This is a genomic window from Paenibacillus sp. Y301, assembly GCF_059445505.1.
The window spans coordinates 615,124-635,622 of the sequence record NZ_JCAIUL010000001.1; the positions used below are offsets into that span (position 1 = coordinate 615,124).

The 20,499-nt window shown below is 38.4% G+C and carries 20 protein-coding genes and 2 pseudogenes; 10 read left to right on the forward strand and 12 right to left on the reverse strand.

The genetic code is table 11. The annotated features are described in order from the left end of the window. The first annotated feature begins 55 nt into the window (after window positions 1–55). Complete coding sequence (locus AC1D69_RS02995; RefSeq protein ID WP_495454648.1) at window positions 56–1,066, forward strand: ABC transporter substrate-binding protein; 1,011 nt, start codon at window positions 56–58, stop codon at window positions 1,064–1,066. Window positions 1,067–1,235: 169 nt separating this feature from the next. Then, window positions 1,236–1,811 (forward strand): hypothetical protein, encoded by a 576-nt coding sequence (locus AC1D69_RS03000; RefSeq protein WP_495454649.1) that lies wholly within the window; start codon window positions 1,236–1,238, stop codon window positions 1,809–1,811. 859 nt (window positions 1,812–2,670) lie between these two features. On the opposite strand, the gene AC1D69_RS03005 is transcribed toward AC1D69_RS03000, so the two are convergent. Genes AC1D69_RS03005 through AC1D69_RS03015 form a run of 3 tightly spaced genes read right to left on the reverse strand, consistent with a single transcriptional unit; the run spans window position 2,671 to window position 4,049 of the window. After that, window positions 2,671–3,303 (reverse strand): hypothetical protein, encoded by a 633-nt coding sequence (locus tag AC1D69_RS03005; protein WP_495454650.1) that lies wholly within the window; start codon window positions 3,301–3,303, stop codon window positions 2,671–2,673. Between the two features lie 15 nt (window positions 3,304–3,318). Beyond that, the gene (locus tag AC1D69_RS03010; protein ID WP_495454651.1) at window positions 3,319–3,723 is read right to left on the reverse strand and encodes a permease prefix domain 1-containing protein; all 405 of its coding nucleotides are present in this window, start codon (window positions 3,721–3,723) and stop codon (window positions 3,319–3,321) included. Next, window positions 3,723–4,049, reverse strand: a complete 327-nt coding sequence (locus AC1D69_RS03015) for a PadR family transcriptional regulator (protein WP_044876632.1) — start codon at window positions 4,047–4,049, stop codon at window positions 3,723–3,725. The genes AC1D69_RS03010 and AC1D69_RS03015 overlap by 1 nt, the downstream gene beginning before the upstream one ends. Window positions 4,050–4,919: 870 nt before the next feature. Between AC1D69_RS03015 and AC1D69_RS03020 the strand changes: the two genes are divergently transcribed. The 5 genes from AC1D69_RS03020 to AC1D69_RS03040 all read left to right on the forward strand — a co-directional run bounded on the left by AC1D69_RS03020 (window position 4,920) and on the right by AC1D69_RS03040 (window position 11,684). Then, entirely contained in the window at window positions 4,920–6,929 is a 2,010-nt protein-coding gene (locus AC1D69_RS03020; protein WP_495454652.1) for a methyl-accepting chemotaxis protein, read from the forward strand. Between the two features lie 102 nt (window positions 6,930–7,031). Then, window positions 7,032–7,571: a YkvA family protein gene (locus tag AC1D69_RS03025; RefSeq protein ID WP_495454653.1), complete on the forward strand. Its 540-nt coding sequence runs from the start codon at window positions 7,032–7,034 to the stop codon at window positions 7,569–7,571. A gap of 700 nt (window positions 7,572–8,271) precedes the next feature. Next, window positions 8,272–9,159, forward strand: coding sequence for an N-acetylmuramic acid 6-phosphate etherase (murQ, locus tag AC1D69_RS03030; RefSeq protein WP_495454760.1), 888 nt, complete (start codon window positions 8,272–8,274; stop codon window positions 9,157–9,159). Between the two features lie 26 nt (window positions 9,160–9,185). Then, window positions 9,186–10,604 carry a PTS transporter subunit EIIC gene (locus AC1D69_RS03035; RefSeq protein WP_495454654.1) on the forward strand — a complete coding sequence of 473 codons (1,419 nt, stop codon included), beginning with the start codon at window positions 9,186–9,188 and terminating at the stop codon, window positions 10,602–10,604. An 18-nt stretch (window positions 10,605–10,622) separates the two neighbouring features. Continuing rightward, on the forward strand, window positions 10,623–11,684 hold the full coding sequence (locus AC1D69_RS03040) for a DUF871 domain-containing protein (RefSeq protein ID WP_495454655.1): 1,062 nt from the start codon (window positions 10,623–10,625) through the stop codon (window positions 11,682–11,684). 128 nt (window positions 11,685–11,812) lie between these two features. On the opposite strand, the pseudogene AC1D69_RS03045 reads toward AC1D69_RS03040, so the two are convergent. The 3 genes and pseudogenes from AC1D69_RS03045 to AC1D69_RS03055 form a co-directional block, all read right to left on the reverse strand. Further along, window positions 11,813–12,022 (reverse strand): annotated as a pseudogene (locus AC1D69_RS03045) (DDE-type integrase/transposase/recombinase); the annotation flags it as partial. A gap of 9 nt (window positions 12,023–12,031) precedes the next feature. Then, window positions 12,032–12,220: pseudogene (locus tag AC1D69_RS03050) on the reverse strand (helix-turn-helix domain-containing protein); the annotation flags it as partial. 187 nt (window positions 12,221–12,407) lie between these two features. Beyond that, window positions 12,408–12,779, reverse strand: coding sequence for an MFS transporter permease (locus AC1D69_RS03055; protein WP_495454656.1), 372 nt, complete (start codon window positions 12,777–12,779; stop codon window positions 12,408–12,410). A 143-nt stretch (window positions 12,780–12,922) separates the two neighbouring features. On the opposite strand from AC1D69_RS03055, the gene AC1D69_RS03060 reads away from it, so the two are divergent. Beyond that, window positions 12,923–13,510 carry a TetR/AcrR family transcriptional regulator gene (locus AC1D69_RS03060; RefSeq protein WP_495454657.1) on the forward strand — a complete coding sequence of 196 codons (588 nt, stop codon included), beginning with the start codon at window positions 12,923–12,925 and terminating at the stop codon, window positions 13,508–13,510. Between the two features lie 142 nt (window positions 13,511–13,652). Here AC1D69_RS03060 and AC1D69_RS03065 read toward each other — a convergent pair whose 3' ends face one another. Both AC1D69_RS03065 and AC1D69_RS03070 read right to left on the reverse strand, forming a co-directional pair. After that, window positions 13,653–14,012 carry a putative zinc-binding protein gene (locus tag AC1D69_RS03065; RefSeq protein ID WP_495454658.1) on the reverse strand — a complete coding sequence of 120 codons (360 nt, stop codon included), beginning with the start codon at window positions 14,010–14,012 and terminating at the stop codon, window positions 13,653–13,655. 581 nt (window positions 14,013–14,593) lie between these two features. After that, window positions 14,594–16,060, reverse strand: coding sequence for an ATP-binding protein (locus AC1D69_RS03070; protein ID WP_495454659.1), 1,467 nt, complete (start codon window positions 16,058–16,060; stop codon window positions 14,594–14,596). Between the two features lie 213 nt (window positions 16,061–16,273). Between AC1D69_RS03070 and AC1D69_RS03075 the strand changes: the two genes are divergently transcribed. Together AC1D69_RS03075 and AC1D69_RS03080 are read left to right on the forward strand one after the other, a co-directional pair. Beyond that, a complete protein-coding gene (locus tag AC1D69_RS03075) occupies window positions 16,274–16,594 on the forward strand; it encodes an MOSC domain-containing protein (protein ID WP_495454660.1) in 321 nt (106 codons plus the stop codon). 160 nt (window positions 16,595–16,754) lie between these two features. Beyond that, a complete protein-coding gene (locus AC1D69_RS03080) occupies window positions 16,755–17,891 on the forward strand; it encodes an SGNH/GDSL hydrolase family protein (protein WP_495454661.1) in 1,137 nt (378 codons plus the stop codon). A 130-nt stretch (window positions 17,892–18,021) separates the two neighbouring features. Here AC1D69_RS03080 and AC1D69_RS03085 read toward each other — a convergent pair whose 3' ends face one another. The 4 genes from AC1D69_RS03085 to AC1D69_RS03100 all read right to left on the reverse strand — a co-directional run bounded on the left by AC1D69_RS03085 (window position 18,022) and on the right by AC1D69_RS03100 (window position 20,402). Next, a complete protein-coding gene (locus tag AC1D69_RS03085) occupies window positions 18,022–18,750 on the reverse strand; it encodes a hypothetical protein (RefSeq protein WP_495454662.1) in 729 nt (242 codons plus the stop codon). Window positions 18,751–19,120: 370 nt separating this feature from the next. Further along, the gene (locus tag AC1D69_RS03090) at window positions 19,121–19,768 is read right to left on the reverse strand and encodes a hypothetical protein (RefSeq protein WP_495454663.1); all 648 of its coding nucleotides are present in this window, start codon (window positions 19,766–19,768) and stop codon (window positions 19,121–19,123) included. A gap of 2 nt (window positions 19,769–19,770) precedes the next feature. Continuing rightward, window positions 19,771–19,929, reverse strand: coding sequence for a hypothetical protein (locus AC1D69_RS03095; protein ID WP_495454664.1), 159 nt, complete (start codon window positions 19,927–19,929; stop codon window positions 19,771–19,773). Between the two features lie 80 nt (window positions 19,930–20,009). Then, on the reverse strand, window positions 20,010–20,402 hold the full coding sequence (locus AC1D69_RS03100) for a hypothetical protein (protein WP_495454665.1): 393 nt from the start codon (window positions 20,400–20,402) through the stop codon (window positions 20,010–20,012). Window positions 20,403–20,499 lie beyond the last annotated feature (97 nt).

Sequence of the window (20,499 nt, forward strand, 5' to 3'; positions counted from 1 at the left end):
TAATTATTACTATGGTCACAGTAGGAATAATTATTAATACATAGGGGGATTTAGCATGTTAAAGAAAGGCAATATGACCAAGACCAGAATGGGATGGGTACTAAGCACTCTTATTCTAATAATGATCGTAACGGGTTGTGGATCTAATAATAATAATTCAGCAAATGTGTCTAATAAAGTTAGTGACGATGCAGTAGGTACAGAGCAATCCTCGGACCAAGTTCGTACCATCAAACATGCTATGGGGGATACTGAGATTAAAGGAACACCACAACGTGTAGTCGTTCTAACCAACGAAGGAACTGAAGCCGTGTTGGCTCTTGGAATTAAACCCGTTGGAGCTGTTAAATCATGGACAGGTAGTCCTTGGTATGATCACATTGCAAAAGATATGGAAGGTGTTCAAGAGTTAGGCGAAGAAGGACAACCTAATCTGGAGTTAATCGCAGGATTGCAACCAGATCTAATCATCGCTAACAAGATGCGTCATGAAGAGATCTACGAGCAATTGAAGGCCATTGCACCAACAGTTGAATCTGAAACACTACGTGGTGACTGGAAAATCAACTTCAAGCTCTATGCTGAAGCACTAGGTAAATCAGAAGAAGCAGATAAGCAACTGGCTGCTTTTGACACTAGAGTTGAAGATTTCAAAGCTAAGGCTGGCGATAAACTGAAAGAAACGGTGTCCGTGGTTCGGTTCATGGCCGGAAAGACACGTGTATATCATGGAGATACATTCTCAGGTATTATTTTCGACCAGATCGGTATTGCTCGTAATGATATGACATTGAATAGTAAAGAAACGTTTGTAGATGAAATCACTAAAGAACGTTTACCAGAAGTGGATGCTCATCGTTTGTTCTATTTTACTTACGACACAGGTGATGGTAAAGCTAACGATACAGAAAAGGAATGGGTCAATGATCCGTTATGGAAAGGTCTAAGCGCGGTTAAAGAAGGACGAGTATATCGTGTGGATGATGCGATCTGGAATACAGCAGGTGGGATCAAAGCAGCTAACCTAGTCTTAGATGAGCTCTACATCATTTATGATGTGAAATAAAGAAGCGAATAAATGAATTGAAACAGTCGGCCCAAGACGGGTCGGCTGTTTTTGTATGATGAGAAATAGCATAACCTATTTGTTTACCCATATATTTAATGAGATGTTGCTGTTACGGTCGAGATTAGGGCTTAATTTAGTAGGTACATGTGAGAAGGAGGTACGTGGGATGAAAACTCTGTATAAGCTCATGTGGGTTAGAATCATCGGCGTAATTATTGTGGGGTATTGTATTATTCCAGGTATAACCGTGTTAGCCCATGTTCATGGGGAGGGTCATGCTACTAACAATACAGGAACTTCATCATTAACGATTTATACAGGTATCATTTCTCTTATTATCGTTATATTCCTCATAGCCGTTCTGATGGGTCGGTTGCATAAACAAGGATCAACGCTTTCTACAATGTCAGGTATGATGGCAACAATGACAGCGGGGATGCTCTCGAGTATGGTTGTTGGAACGATCGCGGGAATACTAATTGAACGATTATTATTGTCTGCCGTCATTGGCGTTCTCTTTGGCATAGTTGTCGGCTATATATTAGGATTGCCACTAAGTCTTCTTGCTTCGATGGACGGGATGCTCTCAGGTATAATGGGAGGGATGATGGGGGCTATGTTGGGTGTGATGGTCACGACGGATTATCCAACGTTAACTATTGTTTTCGTCGACCTTCTTTTCTTTGTTGCGATGGCTTTTCTGTATAAGCTATTAGAGACGGAAGTGACTACTTTAAAATAATGAAGAGAATGAATAAGCCTTCCGGTTGTTGGAAGGCTTTTGACCCTTTTGACCCTTTCTAAGGATTTAGGGATTTAGTGATGTTAGGATGTAAGACTCTGAGTCGTGAAGTCGCTAATGCTCTAAGTCGCGATGTCGGTAATGCTTCGAAGTTACTAATACACTAAGTCGCGATGTCGCTAATGCTTCGAAGTTACTAATACTCTAGGTCACTGAGTAACTAATTCTTCGAAATAAACAATGTTCTAAGTCTCTAAGTAACTAATTCAATAATTCACTAAGGCTCTAAGCACTAAGTTTAATTGTGTGTTGAAACAATGGAGTATGTAAGAAGTAGCAGGATGAAGGAATGAAACGGAAGTCACATTAATAATAACAGGAAATACTCCTGCTAATATGACTAGTGAACACTTCGTAGATCAGTTAACTGGAATTTCTCCATTTAATTCGAACGATATACCGAAATTATTGAATAATATACAATATTAACTGGAAAATTTCCTGTTATAGAGGGATTTAACGGGTTCTACCCATCATTTAGCTGGATAATTTCCAGGTAAATGAAATCATGCAGAGATAGGTTATCATCATGGAGATGCGCAAGCATTCGCCTACAAGTTTGCTACATCAGAAGTATAAGCTTGCCCTCTGATTTCAACCGCTTCAAGCGGTATTTAGTCTTGAGATCAGAGGCAAGAGCAAATCGTAGAGACAATCTGTCATATATATTTGGATATAAATATGTGAATTTACTTTGTTAGCAGAACTATATGCGATATGTGTATCTTTTTCTGTGGCAACAGCTAAGAGGTGTATTTTGTATGTCATGATTAGATTGCCTTGATCTCCAATTATATTATTACCGTGTTCTCCGCTTGCCATAATAGTACGTGCTAAGGGGCCACCAAAGAATGGCGAAGATTGGATAGACTGCCCAGATGGTGTTCGCGGTAGAAATAACATTTGTTGTGATGAAAAATAAGCTTGTGAGGATACTTGCTGCAATAGAGAATGCGTAATGTTTCTTGATTCTCCCGAAGTATATAGCTAAAGGCCACCATAATACGAGAAAGGTGGGATATATGACCCAAGGATACTGAGGTGCGTAGAATGTGTTGAGCACTGCGTAGTACAGGATTGTACCTATACTTCCAATGATGGCGGTTGTTAATGTTGAACGATATTTCCCTAAATACATAAGGACAGGCCACAAGAGAATGGGGTAGATTGCAAATACAAACCATATATGATCCGGACTTTTTAGCATATTCTCGATGATTAGAAACGCAATGAGGATGAATGAGGTGATAGCTGAATAGTGATGAAGTTTTCCTTTATTCAAAAAGTAGCCTGAGATCGGCCATTGTAGAATAGCAAAGGATGGATAGATGAACCATATCTCATGAGGTGTGGTACTGTAATTAATAAAGGCAAAAAACAGGATGCTTAGCACACTTGCAACGGTAGCAAAACTTGCTTGTTGCTTATTCATTATTTGAACGCCTCCTTATTTCATTCCTAACCATTTATAGAACATCGAGAGTGGCCACCAAGCGACAGCGAACACGGGATACACGAACCAGATCACATCTGGTGAATAATAAAGATTGATAAACACGAACAATGCCGTAATAAGTCCGCTTCCCCAAAGTGAGAATCCTAAATGCAAAGAATAACGTTTGGGGTTTTTAGCGGGCAATCGGTTCGTACCCAACTCTTTTTTAATATCTTCAATATCACCAAATTCAACAATGGCCTTGTTAATAGCATCTTCCTCATCTTTACCACTAAAGATCAGGTCGCTAACTTTCTCTTCCAAGTTCTGAATAATGTCTTGCATCATCAATTCTTTGTGATCGCTTGCAGGGACATCTCTAAACAATTCCTTAACATGATTTTTAATTTGGCGCATTACATACCCTCCATAAAAATATTTATTATTTCCTTAATTTCTTGCCACTCTTCAACCGTTTCTTTGAAATAGGCCTTGCCAAGCTTCGTAATTTTATAGTATCTACGTTTGCCCCCATGCGAAATGTCTCCGAAATAGGATTCAATTAATTCTCTTCGCTCTAACCTTTGGAATACGGCATATAAGGTGGCTTCCTTAATCTGAAAGCGGTCATTTGTCCGTAGACTGATTTCTTTGGAGATTTCATAACCGTATTGATCCTTCTCATAAATGAGCCTCAAAATAATAGCATCTAAATGTCCACGAATGATGTCACTACGAACCATTAGTATCCTCCTTCTTGGAAAAAAGTGTTCTACCTGATAGAGTAAAATTATCATACATTGCTCTATCTGTCAAAGTAATTATAGGCGAATATATCTGAGGGAACTTCTTGTGGATAATACATTTGTTACGATGTTGAAGAAATCGTGAATTCAAAAAATACATATTCATTTAGATGAATAAGATTTACCTTAAATTTGTTTATTTATGAGATATCAGAGGTACTATATCTAATATCACATCTTATTGTCCTGAAACTGGATATTATTAAATATGATATGCTACTTTATAACTAGGTAAATAGTCCTTAAATCACATCTAGAGCTTACATATGATAGAGAGGAATATGTTCATGTCAAAGGATAAGCATTGTAAAAAACCTGCTTCAAAATCCGAGTTATTCTCAGTGTATGGAGCATTATGGATGTATATATTGAGAATAATCATCTTGCAACATTACTTGTTGATGCTGTTGAAGAATAGAAGTATCCGCATTTGATGTTAAATTTATATTGGCAGAGGCCATAATGAATGCCCATTATCATGGGAACCAAAAAGATTGTACAAAGCCAATTTATTTATATCAGATGTAAGCTAAAAGTTATGCACTAGAATATACAAGTGAAGGACTGGGGTGATGAAACAGAGAAGTTCTCCATTCCAGAGGAGATTGACAATGATGACTTGTTTGATGAGGGAGGGAGAGGTTTATTTCTAATTTGTTGTTTATCGGAGCATGTAGAAATGATTCATAATACGGATTCATATTGATAAAACGTTAAACGATACGATAGTACGAAATTTGTTATAACCGTTCCTAAGGATAAAGATGACACAGATCTACTATGCATAAGATAATGGGGAGGATAGCAATGAAGGTTAGTCTAAAAGTAAAAATAAGCATACTCTTGTTTTTGATCATTAGTATTCCTTTATCTATTTCTGGAATAATGTCTTATAATTTGGCATCTCAATCCACACAAACAATAATAGAAGAGGAACTCATAAATACTACATCTTCAGCTGCCAAAACGATTGATAATAAATTAGAAGTTGCAAGGAATTATCTGCAAATATTAACCAAGAATAATGCGTTAGACAAACTTACGATAGACCCTATGAATCGTGATTTAATGGACAATGTCTATCAATATATATCGAGTATTCAAGAAGAGAATATGGATTTAATAGAATCGCTGATCATTACTGATGTAAAAGGAACGGCACTTATTACTAATAGTTCAGAATCACCGGACATGAACCTGAGTGATAGAGAATATTTTCAGAATGCGCTTCAAGGATCAGAAGCTATTAGTAATGTAATTATTTCAAAAGATACTAATAATCCTATTGTAGCCATCGCATTACCTTTACAGAATGACAGTCACACAACGGGTGTATTGGTTGCAACAATACTTTTTGATACAATCTCGCAGTCTGCATCTGAGATCAAGATAGGAGATACCGGTTATGCTTATATGATTGACCAAACAGGACTATTCGTCTCCCATCCAGTAAAGGAAAAAGAACTTGTAGAGAATCTTGGTGGAACAGATAATAACGAATTAAATGCACTCTTACAAAAGATGAAGGCTGGGGAAACGAGTCAAGGATTCTACACATATGAAGGCGTGTATAAGTATGTAACCTTTCAACCTGCGGGTAATTGGATTGTAGCCACTACCGCAAATTATGAGGATTACATGGAACCGGCCATCAGAATCCGTAACGAAACGATCTTGATCATAGTAATCTGTATCTTTGTTGCCATGATACTAGGCTATTTATTTACAACACTAAATATTATCAAACCAATTGGTAAACTGAAGAAGGCGATGGCTATAGCTGGTGAGGGTGACTTAACCATACATACCTCCTTAAGAACGGGTGATGAGCTTCAAGAATTGAGTCAATCTTTTAATACGATGATAGATACGCAGGCAGATATTATAGAAAAGATAAGAGTAGGCTCTAACGTATTGTGCTCCATGTCTGAAGAAATGGCAGCATCTTCAGAGCAGATAAGTGCATCCATTCAGGACATTAGTTCTAGTACTGAGGAAATTGCTTCTGGTGCAGAAAATAATAATCAATCCGTCATTCATGCTTCCCAGGTTCTCGTACAGTTGTCGAGTCTAGTTCAGATGGCCCAAGTTAAAGCGGAAGCTACATCTATTAGTGCGGTTTCAACAAACAAGGTAGCCTTGTTAGGAAGAACGGGTGTTTTGAATGCTGTAAAGGCTATGGATGCCATTAGCAACAGTACAAAGGAGACCGAAGATATACTGATTTCAATTAATGAAATGTCGGATAAGGTCTCTACAATTATTGGAACAATTAATTCGATATCTCAACAAACGAATTTGCTTGCTTTAAATGCTGCAATTGAGGCGGCAAGAGCGGATGAAAACGGTGCAGGATTTAGCGTAGTAGCTAGTGAGGTCAAGAAACTATCGAAAGAATCTCATATTCGTTCAGAAGAAATATCAGAATTGGTTCATAGTATGGTTTATAAAATTGAGAAGGCTGTGATTGCCATGAGAGGGGCATCTGAAGCTGTAACAGAAGGTGTGCTAATTGTTCAGGAAACGGATCATGCCTTTGTTCATATTATTGAATCAGTAGAACGGATAAGTGAAAATGTACAGGAAATCTTGGATATCACTAAGGATGAAGTAGCAACCTCTGATCAGATCATCAGTCTCATTGATTCGATGGGCAACATTTCGGAATTAACAGCAATGAATAGTAATAACGTTTCTGCTGCAATTGAAGAACAGTCAGCGACGATAATTAACTTTGCGAGCTCCGCGGAGGAAGTGAGTGCCACGGCCAACGAACTTGAGATCCTTGTGGAACATTTTAATATAAAAGATGAATAGCTTGAATGAAATCGTCATCCATAGGTCCATTTGCCAGGAGCACAATAGGTAATTTATAATCGAAATAAATAACTTGTTGAAATAGGAAGGGATGACTAACTTATGATTAAATCGTTGGAATGTCCACACTGTGGTCAAGTTAATGATGTTAATACACAAAAGATTGATGAAGCTTTATGTGGATCTTGTAAAGGTACATTTAGTAGTCTAGTTGTATTAGGTGGGTATAAGTCAAATAATGAATTAGCCAAAGCTCTTGAGATTGATACCGAATTTGCCCCGGACGACAAAGTTGATGTAAGTTCTTGGACGTCAAAAATCGGAAACGATGCAAAAAAAGAGGAGTATGTGAAGGAAGGATTTTTAAAAAAAATCAAAAAACATGCTTCTAAAATCCCTTTTGCGAAAGATGCGGTAACGATGTACTTCTGTGCCATAGACAGCAATACACCATTATCAGCAAGAGTAATAGCGATGGGTGCACTTGCCTATATATTACTACCTTTTGATGCCATTCCTGATGTTATTTTGGCTCTGGGCTATACGGATGATGCTGCTGCGTTCTGGGCCGCTTATAAGATTATTAGTGTCCATGTAACAGATGTGCATAGACAGAAAGCGAAAGAATGGTTTGTGAAATAATCATTTTTACGGAGAAATAACGGATGGTTACATGAGGATTACCCATAAAAGGGTTGCTATTGCACTCGTGTTAGTAGTTATCGTCATTGTACTCATTCTAACAATAAGTAACTTTGGAGATTCTCTAGGAGATACTATTATGGGATAATAGTATTCCAAAAAAAGGCCTCCACTCCGATCAATACTGTTAACTCCATAATATTATGAACACTTTTTTCAGTGTCTGCCGTAAGGAGATAATACCACTATAATCTGTTTCCAATCCTTTTTTGAAAACAGAGCCTTGCTTTTAAATGTAAAATGTATATTCGAATACCGTGCAATCAATCGACTGGTTAACTAGAGATTCAGTATAGAAAGGATGTTACTTTCTTAATGGATCTCTTTTTTGTCTGTCTAATGATGCAAAGATGGGAGCTGAGAAGAGAACATGTCCAATGAATTCTATTACACCGCCAATTCAATGGAAGAATACCTAGAAGGCGTGCCACATAACTATATCTATACCCCATAAAATTAGACACTATTGGAATGGTGGCATTCAATCTCTCCTGAAGACGTTTCTTGAGTATAGAGATAGTTCCTGCGTTTTGGCACTTTATTTTAATGGTAATCAAATATTATTGAAATAGTATTTCAAAGATGTTATCCTTCATTTAGAAAGCGATTTCATTAACGGAAAAGGATGATGATAAAAATCATGTTAGAGCATTTGACAACAGAGACTCGCAATAAGAAGACAATGAACTTGGATGAATTAACACCTCTTGAACTTCTGGAAGTGATGAATGAAGAAGACCAAAAGGTCCCACAGGCTGTTAAACAAGAAATTCCGCAAATTGCCAAAGCCGTAGAAGTAATTACAATGGCGATCAAACAAGGTGGACGCTTAATTTATATGGGGGCTGGAACGAGTGGACGTATTGGCTTGCTAGATGCTGTTGAATGTCCACCAACATTTGGGACAGCACCTGAAGAGGTAGTTGGGCTAATTGCTGGTGGAGAGAAAGCATTTATTAAAGCGGTCGAAGGTGCAGAGGACAATGAACAATTAGGGGTGCAAGATTTACAAGATATTAAGCTAACAGCCAAAGATGTTGTCGTAGGAATTGCCGCTAGCGGACGCACGCCTTATGTAATCGGTGGATTAGAATATGCCAATTCTATTGGAACGCCTACCGTAGCCGTGAGTTGCAACAAAGATTCAGCAATTGGTAAAGTTGCCAAGATTGCGATTGAAGTCGTAAACGGACCGGAAGTGTTAACAGGGTCAACTCGTTTAAAAGCTGGGACCTCTCAAAAATTAATTTGCAATATGCTATCAACAGCTTCGATGATTGGTACGGGGAAAGTATATGGTAATTTAATGGTAGATGTACAGTTAACTAATGAAAAACTGGTAGAACGTGCTAAACGTATTGTTATGGATGCGACAGATTGTGATGCTGAAACAGCAGAAGATTATTTGAAAAAGGCAGATCATAAACCGAAAATTGCAATTGTAATGATTCTTGCTTCGCTTACTAAAGAAGAAGCTGTACGACGTTTGGAAGAATCACAAGGTTTTGTACGTCAAGCGATAAAATAATTTGAAAGTAAGAAGGGGGCATAAACATGAGTAAATATCATGATTTAGCTGTCAAAATATTAGAGGCTGTCGGTGGTAGTTCAAATGTATCCTCATATACCAACTGCATGACTCGTCTTCGAGTAACTGTTGTTGATCGCAGTCGAATCGCTGAAGCGCAATTGAAGAAGATTGATGGGGTTCTAGGTGTAGTGGAAGATGAAACGTATCAAATCATTCTCGGACCAGGGGTAGTGACCAAAGTAGCAGAAGAATTTGGTAAAGTGTTAGAAGCAAGTGTCTCGGAGGGTAGAAGTTCATCTTCGGCTGAACATTTACAAGCAAAAGGTGCACAAATGAAAGCGCAATTAAAAAAGAAAAATGATACATCGTTCAAAAACTTTTTGCGTAAAATAGGAAATATTTTCATACCCCTAATTCCTGCATTCGTTGGAGCGGGTTTAATTGCGGGTATTGGCTCGATTCTAGCTAACAATATTACAGCAGGCAACTTAGACGCAACAACTTGGCAGCAATATGTAACAATATCAAATGTTATCAAAAATGCAATTTTTACTTACCTAGTCATATATGTCGGTATCAATGCAGCTAAAGAATTTGGTGCTACTCCTTCACTTGGTGGAGTAATCGGTGGGATAACGCTTTTAACAGGTGCTACAGCTGAACTGCCCATTCATAATATATTTAACGGTGCGCCTTTAACGTCAGGGCAAGGAGGAATTATTGGTGTACTAATCGCAGTATGGATTTTATCTATCGTTGAAAAATATTTGCGTAAAGTTATTCCGGATGCAATTGATATTATCGTTACACCTACAATAGCCTTACTAGTCGTGGGGCTGTTTACGATATTTTTCATTATGCCATTCGCTGGATTTATTTCTAATAACTTAATCGGAGCGATTAACTGGACGATAGACGTGGGTGGTGCATTCTCAGGTTTTGTATTAGGAGCAGCGTTTTTACCACTTGTAATGTTGGGACTGCATCAGGTATTGACGCCGATTCACATTGAGATGATTAGTAGTTCAGGGATGACGGTATTACTTCCGATGCTTGCTATGGCTGGTGCGGGTCAAGTAGGGGCATCCATTGCATTATGGATTCGTTGCAAGAAGAATAAATCATTAACGAACATGATAAAAGGTGCTCTTCCAGTTGGTATTCTAGGAATCGGTGAGCCATTAATTTATGGGGTAACCTTACCGTTAGGTCGGCCATTTATTACAGCTTGTATTGGTGGAGGTATTGGTGGTGCGGTCATTGGTTTATTTGGCAACGTTGGAGCGATTGCTATTGGGCCATCTGGATTGGCGTTAATTCCATTGATCGCGAATGGATTATGGTTGAAATATGTAATAGGGTTAATTGCAGCTTATGCTGGTGGGTTTATAACCACTTATTTCTTCGGTGTACCAAAAGAGGCTATGGCAGAACAGGATTAAACAACTAGAAATACTGAGGTGATTCGATTGTTAGGAATTTCAATTTTTGTAGCGGACCGGACGTTAGAAGAAAACATGAATTATATGAAAGAAATGAAGGAAGCAGGTTGTACAGAAATATTTACATCCCTTCATATGCCAGAAGATGATATAGAAACATTGAAGAAGAAATTCCTGGAAATTGCAAACGCTGCAAAACAATTAGACATGGACTTGATGGCAGATATTTCTGGGAAAGCGTTGGAGAAATTTTCTTTCCCCTTTTTATTGCAATCAGGTGTGACAGGTTTGCGGATGGATTTTGGATTTGGCGCCCATGAAATTGCTGCCTACTCGCAAAAAATGAAAATTGCCTTAAACGCAAGCACCTTAACAGCAGAGTTCTTAGCTACATTAAAGGATCATCATATTTGTCTTGAGAACATTGAAGCTTGGCATAATTATTATCCCCGTCCCGAAACAGGTCTTGATAAAAAAACGTTTATAGAGAAGAACAGATGGCTGCAATCTGAAAGCATTACGACAATGGCCTTTATTCCTGGAGACGGGCTGAAGAGAAAACCATTATTTGAAAGTTTACCTACATTAGAGAAGCATCGGAATCAATCTTCTTTTCTAGCTTACTTGGAATTGGAGAAAGATTGTGGCGTGGATAAAATTTTTGTTGGAGATTTAACACTTTCAGAATGGTCTCAGCATCAATTTCAAAGGTATGAGGAAGGAGTTATTCCTTTGCGAGTAACCAAGGAACTGCCTTATGCATTATGGGATATTGTTCATCAAAATCGTCTTGACGCTGCTCGTGATGTGGTTCGCTCAGAAACTGCAAGAACTGATGAACATCGTTTTATAATGGATAAAAATATTTCACCTATCCATACGACCAAGCGACCTAAAGGAAGTATTACTGTCGATAATTATTTGTATGGTCGCTATGAACATGAGTTACAGATCACGTTAACGGATCTGCCGGCACATGAAGGCGTTAATGTGATTGGTCATGTTATAGAAGAAGACATTCCACTATTGGACTACATTAGAAAAGGTGGAAGCCGTTTTTCCTTTACAACTGCTACTTAATGATTACTCCCATGGTCAAGACCCCATTTTATAGACACTGAAAAAAGACCCTAGGCTGTAAGCTGCTTCCGGAACTCTACCGGAGGCAGCTTATTTAGCCTTCGTTGTGGTCGATGTTGGCTGTAAAATCAAATATAGGGCGCCAACCTTGGCAGCATGTCATGGTACGCATGAGACGTGTACTGGAATCCCTGATCGCTGTGAATGATCAGTCCAGTTACGTCTTTTTGCTGAGTCCACGCCTGCTTAAACGTCTGCAATACCCGTTCATTTTCGTTTCGGTTACTCATCTCATATGCAATAATTTCATTGTTAAACAAGTCTTTAATGGCAGAAAGTCCGAACTCACCGAGTTCTCTATACTTTCTCATCCATACTTTTAAACGATGCCGGTCTGTGATTTCAAACCTCTCCATAAGCCTTCGATACGTCCAACCTTCTTCAATATGAAGGCGTATCGCCTCAATCTTGATTTCAAACGTGTACTTGTTAAATGGCTTTCCTTTTTCCTTTTGTCGTTGGCATAAAAAATGAATCCTCTAGAATTACATCGGACAAACCAGGGGTTTTATCCAATGTCAATTCTAAGGGGTGCACTTAAGGATGTATAGGGGTCTTGGTTATTGGGTGTGATTAATCAATTGAGATTGAGATCGACACCGAGGTGTTTTTAAATTAAGCTATGATGGCGAAGTTGGCAGAAGGATAAAAGGGTCGAAGACCTTATTGCACGCTCTTTATCTTTCTTTTCTTGGTCATATAACTGAAGAATGTTGTCATAAAAAAGACGCCTAAAACCATAGAAATGATACTTCTCGCTAAATAGGCCGAATCCATGCTGAATAGAACGTTATTTCTAAACCAAGCTTGGAACGGTAGCCCTATGCCAAGCAAAACAGCGAAGAACAATACTTTGGTTAGCCACCCTTTACCTTTCATTCTTTTGATGGAACTGTTAACGAACACGCGCAACAATCCTAAACCTGAACCAACTGCAAAAAAGATGAGTATATACATTTTGACATCATTATTCGTTATTATCGCACTCGTGAGCATTCCTGCAGCAATTAGAAATGTTACAACCATTATGATCATATTTGTCTTTTTCAATGGGGTCACCTTCCGCGATTAAGATGTATTCAACACACTGTCGTGTGGTATAGTATTAGTTTAAGTTGTTGATACAATCAAAGCAATAAACAATAAGGATGTAACTGTTCATTGACGGAGGAAATGGCATGAAATCAATCTACGATGAAATGATCGAAAAGACGAAAGAGAAAATCCAGAATAGCTTTTTGAAGCTGCTAACGGAAAAGCACTTCATGAAAGTATCTGTTCGGGATATCACAGCCATTGCAGCTATTAACAGGGGAACTTTTTATTTACATTTTCAGGACAAATATGATCTTCTTAGCCAAATGGAGGAAAGCTTATTAAGTGGGCTCGAATTGCATTTGCAGCGTCTAAAACCAGATATCTTGCTACTAGAAGCAGAAAAAGGGCAAATCTCAAGGCTGGCTGTTGAAGTTTTTCGCTATATACAAATAAATGCAGATTGCTTCAAAGTGTTCTTAGGGGAAAATAATCACTACGGTTTTCATAAGCGGCTTAAACAATTTTTCGTTAAACACTTTAGTGAGAAAATGATAAAAAATGAGATGTTTTTTCGAAATTTGACGATTCCAAGTGATTATATCTCGTCATTTGCTACTTCAGCTTTTTTAGGATTGATTGAACAATGGCTTGATAAAGCCCTAGCAGAATCACCTGAAGAAATGGCTGATATGTATATTAAGATTATCTTTTTTATAAGGAAAATGTGATAAGTATAGATAGTATTCCATTTCATATTGTTATTATTATCTATTTTGTAGAATAGGACATATCATGAGGGAAACCTCAATGGGGCAGAATCCTTCTATGCTGTAAAAGGGTTCCGCGGCTCACTGAGGGGTCAAACCGTTGTTATTTAGCTACTAGTTCAAGAATCTGATTGTAAGCATTCAAGAATTGATCGGGGTTTGGATCTTTTCCTTTAAGTTTGGGAACGTCATACTTAGATAAATCGAAATGATACGTAGGTTGAACATCATGTTTAGCTAAACAACTCTTGCAACAGGCCAAGGGACAACCGTCAATTGCAATGATGTCACGTCCTGACTTTGCTGTTTTGACAAGCGATTTGACATCACCACCGACACCAGCGATGCAGGACATTTCAGCTAGGTTTTCTCGATCCATTTTAATTGCAATCATGTTGGCGGTCTGCGCTGCCGAGGAACATCCAGAACATGAATAAACAAGAGGAAAATCATTTTTAATCATTGGGGACCTCTCCTCACATTTAATTTTGATCCGTGTATGTCTGCATTGAATAAATCTTTAGTATCATAACCTGAATTTAATGACTGACCTGTGAGGGGGGTCACTTTTAGTTGTGAATAAAATGGTATTTTATTCTCCAATCGAGATACGAAATTTTTGGTATCCATTGGATCTAAAGAGCTAAGGAAGCTGTCCAAACACCGTCTAAAATCTGATATCTTGCTACTAGAAGCGGAAAAAGGACAAATATCAAGGCTTGCTGTTGAAGATTCCGCTAGTTTGATTCGTTCGATAACATTTGCAGGCAGGGATGAAGTCGCTAACGGACACAGTTGACTCTAAACACAGCATTATTACACATTTTGAATGCTAACGGGATACCAAAGGTCGTAAGCCTATTGAAGCAGATAGAAGGGCGACCAATAACACAAAGCAGCGTTTGTCCAATATCAGGAGAATCACTGCTTTGCTATATGTAATTGCTGTATGTAATGGACTCCAGGTAGCTATAATATGACTCTAAGTACTAGCATTTGATTTTAGATTTAAGATGTGACTCTTGAGATCGTCTAACGTAATAGTCATGGAAATGGTTGAACATCAGCTGGCACTATAATTGTTGGAATGATCACAGTGAAAGTGGTGCCTTGATGGGGGAGACTTTCTACAGTGATTGCTCCGCCATGGTTATGTATAATATTCTGAGTGATCATAAAACCAAGACCCGTTCCTGTTTCTTTGGTCGTATAAAACGGCTTACCAAGTGAATTGATCTGATCTTCTGTCATCCCGGAACCTTCATCTTTCACACTGATTCGAGCTTCACTTTCATTTGTTAGAATATGAATAACTATGTTTCCTCCGTTATTCATCGCCTCCATCGCATTTTTAAATAAATTAATAAATACCTGTTTAAGCTGATAATTCTCACCATGAATCCATATATATTTATCCGTACATACAGGGAGAATATTGATGTTCTTCAACGCTGCTTGTCCGTTCATTAATGTGATTACTTGCTCTAGTAACGACAACAAATCCACAGGTTTACTGATATGCGTCGTTTGAGGTTTGGATAAGACAAGTAGCTCATTGACGATGAATTCGATGCGTTTTAGTTCTGACTCAATAATAGAAAAATATTTATTATTCATCCGCTCAGAAGAGCGAAGTAGCTTCATAAATCCGTTAATGGCTGTAAGGGGATTCCGTATTTCATGAGCAATTCCGGCTGCTAATTGCCCCGCAGTAGATAACTTCTCGGATTGGATTATCCGTTCATCTTCCAGCATTTGATATGATATATCTTTAAATATTCCGATGAAGGCTCCGTTTCCCTTATATGTAATCGGTAATGTAACTCCATCCACATATTTCTGCTGACCATTTAAACAATTGATTAGGTAGCAGACAGAGTCTAATGTTTTATCACTGTAAAACTTTCTTCTTCGTTCTGTGAGGATTTCATAATTGGAATGATCTATAATATCCATAGTGGACAGACCAAGTACTTGATCCAGGCTCTCTGCATGAATTAATTGTAATCCTGCTGGATTCGCATACTGAATAATCCCTTGCTTAGTTATAAGGATGGCTTGAGGCAGTTCTTCCAACAGTTTCAGGAAAGATTTCTCTTTCTCAAGTAGATTTGTCTTCGCAACCTCTAGGTGAATCTCCATTTGTCTGGCGCTGGTCTTATTCTCAAATTGAACAAAATAAAACAGAGGTGCGTCATTGGCATCCCGAATGATAGAAATACTGATATCTAGTAATAACCGGTGTCCAGATGGATGGGGGTAATTCTGTTCATATCGATACGGTTTGATGTTCATGGATGGAACTGACTTTCGCAACTGAGCGTTTTCATAGATTTGTTCTAGAAGGGTACGGACGGAAGGAGAGGATGAATCAAACTCATTCGGATCATATCCCAAAAGATCATATAATGCAGAATTCAGTTTCAGAAGGGTTCCCTTAAACGAAATAAAAGCCATACCCATTGCAGCTTGTGTAAAGACAAAGTCATAACTTGGGATTTCATTTGGCATCACTGCAAGTCACCTCTTTTTATAATTCCAGGAATAGGGTTCAGAGCATTATTTCAATCTGCAATATATGTCACAGTCACAGTCATAGTATAAAACATATATCCTAATTAAATATATATAATTTCAAGTAATTAGGAATTCTTGTAGAATGAGAGAATAGTTGTAGTTGTATTTTATAGTAAGTGGAGGCATTTTAATTGCAATCAATCGTTGGTGAAATTCGGGGGGGGGGGGCAATCACTGGATCAACGGCAGTTTCGTGGGAATTTTGTTATCGCTCTGAACGATGAATCGCTATTCGAAGGGGATTGGATTGGGCGGCGGCTCTCCATAGGAGATGTGCAGCTACAGGTGGATAGTTTTTGTGAGATATGTATGGTCATAACGATGAACCTTGATACCCTTGAAAAGGAACCAAAACTGTTGGGGGAATTGAACAGATCTCATAGAGGTAAAGGGCAAAGTTATGCGAACACACAGAAGGTGGCGGCAGAGAAGGCAGCGTTCTTAACGGAAAACGAGGGGTTTACATGACATACACTTTTCAAAAAAAACAGAAATCATATAGATTGGACGCAAGTAACCATGCTTATGTCTGGATGCAGCTTCCGATTATTGTAGGAGAAATAACCAAAAGATTTATTAATAAACACCATGCATTAATGCCGTGTAGGGGAAATTAGGAGGTAATATAATGAATCAGAATGATCAATTGCAGGTACATGCTTTATCTGAAATCGAACATTTAAAAGTTCATGGTAGAACAACAGGAAGTCTTTCTCCTTTAACATTATTTTGGACAGGTAGTGCGATTGAATTCAATGTAAAGGGATCTGAGTTGTGGATTGAAGTAGAAGTGGATTATGATGTTTATGAGCCTTGGATTAGTGTAGTTATTAACTCAGTTCCAGTAAGTAGACAAATGCTAACAGCAGGAAGGTATTGGGTTTGTATATTTAGAGGCATGAATAACAGTGTTGTGAATAATGTTCGTATTGTAAAAGATGTGCAAGCGATGAGTGGGGACCCTGATTGCTCTTTGCAGATTCATGCTGTGAAGGCGGATGGAGAATTTCTACCTGTGGAGGACAAACCTTTTAAAATAGAATTTATTGGTGACAGTATTACTTCCGGTGAAGGAGCGATTGGAGCTCAAGCTGAAGAAGATTGGATTCCGATGTGGTTTAGTGCAATACATAATTATACTGCGATGACAGCAGATGCTCTGAATGCAGACTATAGAGTGATTTCCCAGAGTGGGTGGGGAGTTCTTACAAGTTGGGATAATAATCCACAGGGTAACATTCCAGCGTGCTATGAGCAGGTGTGTGGTCTTCTTACTGGAGCTAAGAATGAAGCTTTGGGTGCTATGCAAGAATATCATTTTGATACGTGGCAGCCAGATGTTGTTGTCGTTAATCTTGGAACAAACGATGGGGGAGCTTTTCATTCACCAGAATGGGAAGATAGCATAACAGGGGAGATCCATAAGCAACGATTAAATGATGATGGTACTTTTCATAAGGATGATATACAAGCTTTTGAGGACGCTGCCGAGAAGTTTCTGATGGAGCTTAGAAAAAATAATAAAAATGCACACATCGTATGGGCTTACGGAATGCTAGGTATCCCCATGATGCCAGCGATCTATCGTGCGGTCGATGCCTATAGCAAGAACACAGGTGAGAAGAAGGTCTCTGTTGTTCAACTTCCCAATATGACAGAGGAAACTGTCGGTGCAAGAAGCCATCCTGGAGTATTAGCCCATGAGCAAACAGCGAAAGAGTTAGCTGCGTATTTGAAGGATTTATTAAAATATAAGAATTTATAAGTATTTCTGCTTATAAATAGAATTATATTTCAACGCTAAACGTTTCATCGCCGCTAAAGGACGGCGAAGCCGTCTATGCTTGTGTTCTAAAAACTTAAGCACAGTAAGGCTTTGAATTTATGAAATTGATTCAAGTGTAAAGATTCCAGCTAAAAGAGCTTGGGTGAGTAATACCAGTGTTAATGGATGGTTCCTCACCATGTTTTTCTGACCATTTACCAGTGTCATTCTGAACCATGAAGTGATAGTCAACCACATCTGAATAAACATCAACTTTTCCGTTGTTATTAGAATCAATCCAGCCGACTCGGAAAGCGATACGATGCTCATCGCTATTTATCGCAGCTGTTCTACTGGAAAGAATTATCCATGAATTATTCAGGTATAATTGGTTGTAATTTCCGTCTGAAACGGCAAGTCCAGCACCGTAATTAACGTTAGTAAAGTAGCCAGTATCAAATACATTTGAAGTACCATCACCATCACCAGGGTTCATTGCCCAAGGAATTCCAACTGCGTAACCGTAGCAGTTAATGCTGGTTGAATTTTCTTGATAATAAGCCCAAGCGCTTCCATAGGCAACTGAAGAAAAGGGAGTTATTTGTTCAAATTGTAGGGAAGACTTGATGATATCTTTACCAATAGCATCCGTCGGTGCAACGAAGCTTGTATATTTTTCAAGCTCACCTACGGTTGTTTGGTTACCCTTGTCATCCATAATGATGGCTTCGTCGCCTTGATAGATTCCAACTTTTGCTTTGGAGACTCCAGAAGTCTGAACCTCAGTAAATGATTGGGCTGCATTGGAGTCGTCTGGTGCAGCCATAGCAACGGATACTAGACTTAAGTTAAGTACCAATGCACAAGAAATGATGCCAGTTTTGAATGTTTTATTCATCCTATTAATCTATTTCTTTTATTTGGTATTTTTATTCAATACCATTGTTAAGCCGATGATAAGTCGGTTTGGAAAGGTATCAATTACTCGGGCTTCTAGTCTGTGCATCTAACAAAAAAAAGTAGTGCCTGAATCTGAGGTCACTGATAAAGTCCGCTTTTTCAGAACGGAAAAATATGTGAAAGAAAACGAGCCTCTAGAATTGCTTCTAAGGCTCGTTTTACGTATAGGGAGTCATATTTGACCCTCTAAAATTCATGAGTTTTCCAAAAACACTACTTTTTTAGTGGTCTCCCTGAATCTAGGCACTACTTTGGTTAACCTGGTATAGTCATTGTTTATATTTTTCTAATACACTTTTCTTCAGTTCATTATATTGGTCATTCGTAGCTTGCATGGTTTTTTCTTCTACATCAGTTCCAGATACCTCATGCTTACCTTGTTCCAGAGCATTAACCCAATATCCGCCAAGCTTTTCGCTCCACACTAGAAATAAAATATATTCCTTACCTTCTTGTATTGGTGTGTAATCTTCATAATTCATTCTAACGCTACCCTCGTTGTCTTCGATCACATAGGAAGGTTCGAATGTTACAAGCTCAGAACCGATTTCCTGTTTTGTAGAATCCTTATATACTTGGGTTACTTTCACCTTAGTTTCTGTTCTGCCCGAAGGCCCCCAATCAAAATTTTCAATGATGTTTTTGCTTTCACCAGTTGCAATGACTTTAACTACAGCATCTGATTGAGATTCTGCATCATCTGCGTTTGTGAAAATTGCATGGTTGGCTTCGATTTTATCTGTACGTAATACAGATGGTGCAGATTTCTTCGCGATTGAATCAACTTTATTTTGAGCATTCTTACTTATTGTAGCAATATCGTTCTTGCTATCTACAGTAGAGCTATTTGAATATGAAAATATCCCTAGCCCAATTGCTAAAGAAGCAACGGTTGTCAATACTATAATTTTCTTCATGCTTACCACCCCCATTTTGTTCTTACATGAGCCAAATCAATAGCTGTAGGTGAAGTCAGGGCATACTTACCCGATTTCATCCAATGATCTCCTGAGTGTGCCGGTGCGTTTTCAAAATGATTTAAGCCGAGTACATGACCAATTTCATGTCCAGCATTCATAAATCTTTCTTGCGGTGTCCAACTGCTTGTCCAACTAGCATCTATAACAACGACAGCTACCTCATAGTTTGACCCATTTGTTATAGCGTTCCGTTAAAAAGCCAGTAAGAGGTTTCTCCGTAAGTACCTCCCGGAAGTGAGTATTCACCGGCATAAACTTTTAATTTTGCAGTTGAGGAACTTCCAGAACTAAAGGCAATTCCGGATGATGCTTCATCCCACTTACTTCTCGCGTTATCTACAGCGCCATTTTGACCGTATGATGAAACAGATGTATCGTACCAATAGGTAATACTGCTTGCACCACCTGATATTGAACCTGTTTTAATGTGCGTGGTTCCAGTATCAGCGCTTGCCGTTGCTGCCATTAAAGAGAAAACAACTGTCATTGATGTGACAATTAATTTTTTCCCCCATTTAGAATTTTTCAATGATTTTCCTCTTTTGGGATGATAATATAATTCAACTTTCACTATATAGACGGTTCGAACAAGTAAAATGTTTCCATATCTTATACATATTTCTCATTTTTCTCTGGTGACTTTATTTCTTTGTAAAGGTATACCTTTA

Bases quoted from the DNA above. Each gene is read 5' to 3' on its own strand.
- AC1D69_RS03005 (WP_495454650.1), bottom strand. From the start codon at position 3,303: ATGAATAAGCAACAAGCAAGTTTTGCTACCGTTGCAAGTGTGCTAAGC.
- AC1D69_RS03010 (WP_495454651.1), bottom strand. From the start codon at position 3,723: ATGCGCCAAATTAAAAATCATGTTAAGGAATTGTTTAGAGATGTCCCT.
- AC1D69_RS03095 (WP_495454664.1), bottom strand. From the start codon at position 19,929: ATGAATGCTGGACATGAAATTGGTCATGTACTCGGCTTAAATCATTTT.
- AC1D69_RS03025 (WP_495454653.1), top strand. From the start codon at position 7,032: ATGATTAAATCGTTGGAATGTCCACACTGTGGTCAAGTTAATGATGTT.
- AC1D69_RS03000 (WP_495454649.1), top strand. From the start codon at position 1,236: ATGAAAACTCTGTATAAGCTCATGTGGGTTAGAATCATCGGCGTAATT.
- murQ (WP_495454760.1), top strand. From the start codon at position 8,272: ATGTTAGAGCATTTGACAACAGAGACTCGCAATAAGAAGACAATGAAC.
- AC1D69_RS03055 (WP_495454656.1), bottom strand. From the start codon at position 12,779: ATGATCATAATGGTTGTAACATTTCTAATTGCTGCAGGAATGCTCACG.
- AC1D69_RS03015 (WP_044876632.1), bottom strand. From the start codon at position 4,049: ATGGTTCGTAGTGACATCATTCGTGGACATTTAGATGCTATTATTTTG.
- AC1D69_RS03035 (WP_495454654.1), top strand. From the start codon at position 9,186: ATGAGTAAATATCATGATTTAGCTGTCAAAATATTAGAGGCTGTCGGT.
- AC1D69_RS03090 (WP_495454663.1), bottom strand. From the start codon at position 19,768: ATGAAGAAAATTATAGTATTGACAACCGTTGCTTCTTTAGCAATTGGG.
- AC1D69_RS03065 (WP_495454658.1), bottom strand. From the start codon at position 14,012: ATGATTAAAAATGATTTTCCTCTTGTTTATTCATGTTCTGGATGTTCC.
- AC1D69_RS03020 (WP_495454652.1), top strand. From the start codon at position 4,920: ATGAAGGTTAGTCTAAAAGTAAAAATAAGCATACTCTTGTTTTTGATC.
- AC1D69_RS03070 (WP_495454659.1), bottom strand. From the start codon at position 16,060: ATGCCAAATGAAATCCCAAGTTATGACTTTGTCTTTACACAAGCTGCA.
- AC1D69_RS03060 (WP_495454657.1), top strand. From the start codon at position 12,923: ATGAAATCAATCTACGATGAAATGATCGAAAAGACGAAAGAGAAAATC.
- AC1D69_RS03080 (WP_495454661.1), top strand. From the start codon at position 16,755: ATGAATCAGAATGATCAATTGCAGGTACATGCTTTATCTGAAATCGAA.
- AC1D69_RS02995 (WP_495454648.1), top strand. From the start codon at position 56: ATGTTAAAGAAAGGCAATATGACCAAGACCAGAATGGGATGGGTACTA.